This window comes from Acetobacter pasteurianus subsp. pasteurianus LMG 1262 = NBRC 106471, from assembly GCF_000285275.1.
Classification (GTDB): domain Bacteria; phylum Pseudomonadota; class Alphaproteobacteria; order Acetobacterales; family Acetobacteraceae; genus Acetobacter; species Acetobacter pasteurianus.
This window is the reverse complement of sequence record NZ_CADO01000086.1, coordinates 1-3,038: the sequence shown is the minus strand read 5'-3', so window position 1 is coordinate 3,038 and position 3,038 is coordinate 1. Positions and strand designations below refer to the sequence as shown.

The 3,038-nt window shown below is 46.3% G+C and carries 2 protein-coding genes; one reads left to right on the top strand and one right to left on the bottom strand.

What is annotated here, in order from left to right:
* Positions 1-154: 154 nt before the first annotated feature.
* On the bottom strand, positions 155-1,039 hold the full coding sequence (locus tag APA10_RS11335) for a hypothetical protein (RefSeq protein WP_035366616.1): 885 nt from the start codon (positions 1,037-1,039) through the stop codon (positions 155-157).
* Between the two features lie 1,337 nt (positions 1,040-2,376).
* Between APA10_RS11335 and APA10_RS11320 the strand changes: the two genes are divergently transcribed.
* Positions 2,377-2,679, top strand: a complete 303-nt coding sequence (locus tag APA10_RS11320; RefSeq protein WP_035366613.1) for a helix-turn-helix domain-containing protein — start codon at positions 2,377-2,379, stop codon at positions 2,677-2,679.
* Positions 2,680-3,038: the final 359 nt, after the last annotated feature.

Genomic DNA, 3,038 nt, shown 5'->3' with positions numbered 1-3,038 from the left:
CGGTCTTCCCAGACTTTCGTACGCCTCGCGGCGCCCGAAACCCTTCAGGGAAGCAGAGCGTCAGCTTTGCGGCAAGATCACTTTAAAGCTGACATATTCTCCAATTTCAGGGCGGTTTAGTCCGTGGTTAGTATATTTTTACAGAATCCTCTTTTTATTGTCCCTCGATAGGGAGGTGAACGTCACTTATAATTGTCGAGTACTTACCATATACAACTCTAAATGTTCCCCCAACACCTTCGTTAACCAATCGTGGAAGAATATCGATTACTCTGTCGTATATGTATGATCCAGGACTATCGGGAAATTTTGTCATCAGCTGAATATCTTGAGTTGATTTAGATCCATAGCTGTATTCCATTGCGTTTATACTGCTTCGCTCCAACAGGTCTTTCAAATCGGGAACTGAATATAGGATATCTATCCGAGAAGGGTCGCCGATTGTCGCAAGAGTACTAGAACGGATGGATTCAAATGTTGCTTTTGCCCTATCCCCCTTTTGGAAATGTGTGTTGTCGTATTGAAATTTAAACGCCTTCCATCGTGATCCGCCTTCGAGCCCGAATAATAAGAATTCTGCATCAGGGGCATATCGGTTTCCTCCAAACTCCGACCCTGATTCGACCATCGCTTGTTGCAATAACCTTGCGATAAATAATCCATCCATTTCTGGGAGCTCATTTGGAGGAATATTTATATCGTCATGATACGTATCCGCGGCTGCGAACCCCTCTACGATTTCTATGCATTGTCCTGAATTGGTGTAATCGGCGTATAATTTAACAAAAATATCCAAAAACCTATTTATGGTCTCCGTACAGAGAAGGTGAGTTCCAGCATATGAAATAAACCATTTACCGAAAGTCTTTTTTCGGAATTTTACTCTGCCCATATTTGCTGTAGCAAACGTATAGTACGGTTCAAATACCCTCATCTTCTCGGCACTGTCGAGGCTCGTTGTGCCGTCATTTCGACTAATTTTTCCGTCGGACAAGGCAACGAACTCGTCCCCAAGAAAATAAATCGCACCAATTGTCATGTTTGACCCAGTATTTCTTTTAAAGTGAATCGACTGTTGATATCTTACTTTCAAATTCCATGCCATATAGGTGGGTAGGAATTCCGAGCACTGTCGCGATCGTCCCACGCCCAACTCGCGAGAGAGCCACACCCCGTGGTGCGCGCCAGGAGCAACGCGTCGCCTGCCTGAACCAGCACCGGCAGTAGGTGGGACGTGGCCGTCACGATCGGATCGCCGTCGGGAATCAGGTTCCATCGGTCGAGATAGGGAGCGAACATCGGGCGATCTTGATTAGGTAAGGCGCTTGCAGAAAAAGACGACCCGTTCGGTCTCGTCGCAACTGAGAGCCCAGTGCGCGGCGCGGCTCTCAATGTTAGCGATTTCCGCATCGAAGGCAAACTCTGTGGCGCCATACTGCCGCGCCCAGATGGCGACTTGTTCCACATCTGTCCCATCTGGAAGTCTATCATAAGGCGAAACGACAAACCCGAGTTATCACGTCCGCTTTGCGACACGTGCGAAGAAACGTTGGACGGCAGAAATGAAGGCGAAAGCTGTAAGTCCGCTTTGCACACGGTAAGCGAACATGCGGCTTGCGCCCCCATTGCTGACGTAATTTCCACCAGAATACGCAGTTAAATTCTCATGAAATTAGCCTGATATTTTTATCATTAATAAGTGGATTTTTATGGCCTCGGTAGAACATTATCCAGATTAAATGGATTCATAAGCGGCTGATAAATAATAACTTTGATTATCATTATCTTCTGGTTTTCGACAGCAAGTCATAAAACCAAAGAGTATTTCGAACCCTCCAAATTACGTTGAGCTCCAACGAGGCCGATAGCCCTACACAAAATATAATTCGCCCTCAGCGAATTATATTCTTGACGTGCCATGATCGATCATGCATTCATAATGCTTATCAGCAACTGAGGGATTTCCGTCATTGTTTGGATCGTTTTCCGATCCGTGGAGAGCGAAAGCTCTCTCCCATCCGTCAGCGTCAGTCGGCGCAGAGGGGGCGCGGCCCGGTGGAAACCGCGCCTGGAAGGAGAACCGGGCTTAAAGCGTTGTCACCCAAGTAATCCATCTCGGCGGGCTACCACAATTTCGTGGTGGTGATGGAGGACAAGCCAATGAGTAATTGGTCAGGTGCTGATAGGCAACGTGGGGTTTCTAGGTGGGGACAAGCAGTGGCAGCGATATGCCGCGTTAGCTGTAATCCACTCGTGTTGCGGACAATTATTGCAGTATCTCGTATGATTTACGAAATACTGCGATTTATCCAGAGGCAATGAAACTCAAGGCCCGGTAATCCAACTGTTAACATCTTACTGATTAGGAGAAAGCCTGTGATTGGAGACGCTTTACGCATGATCCGGGTTTTCCATGATCTCTCACAAAAAAATGCCGCAGAAAAGCTTGGAATAGCTCCATCTTTCCTCTCGGAAATCGAAAAGGGTAAGAAAAAACCCACGCTTGATTTACTTCAGCGTTATGCATGCGAATTCAAAATGCCTGTCTCGTCCATTATGTTTTTTTCTGAAGAAATGGCCAACCCCTCAAAATCAGAAAAACTTAGACTGACCATCTCATCGAAAGTTCTATCATTATTACAAATGGTCGCTGCTAAGGCAGGCAGGGAAGTTGCCTAATGCCCCCCAAAAGACATCTTCTTAATCAGTCAAGGTTATTCAAAATTCGTTCCCGACGTCGTCTCGCCGAGGTTCTGGGAATAACTTCTGCCGAACTTAAGGACGCTATTGTGATGAAACATCCATATAGCGAACGTAGCCTTGAGCTTTATCGTGGCACTACAAAAAAAATACGAGAAATTCAGGAACCCCGAGGGGTTTTAAGATCTATTCATGCACGCTTGGCTGTTCTTCTATCTCGTATAGAACCACCAGATGGAGGGTTCGAAAAACCCTTTGTCTCTGAGCTGTTCTGTGTGATTCCATTTCTTCGGCGTTGATTGGGGATGGTGGAAGATGAAGCAGCCTGGTTTCTTTGA

Bases quoted from the DNA above. Each gene is read 5' to 3' on its own strand.
- APA10_RS11335 (WP_035366616.1), bottom strand. From the start codon at position 1,039: ATGACAATTGGTGCGATTTATTTTCTTGGGGACGAGTTCGTTGCCTTG.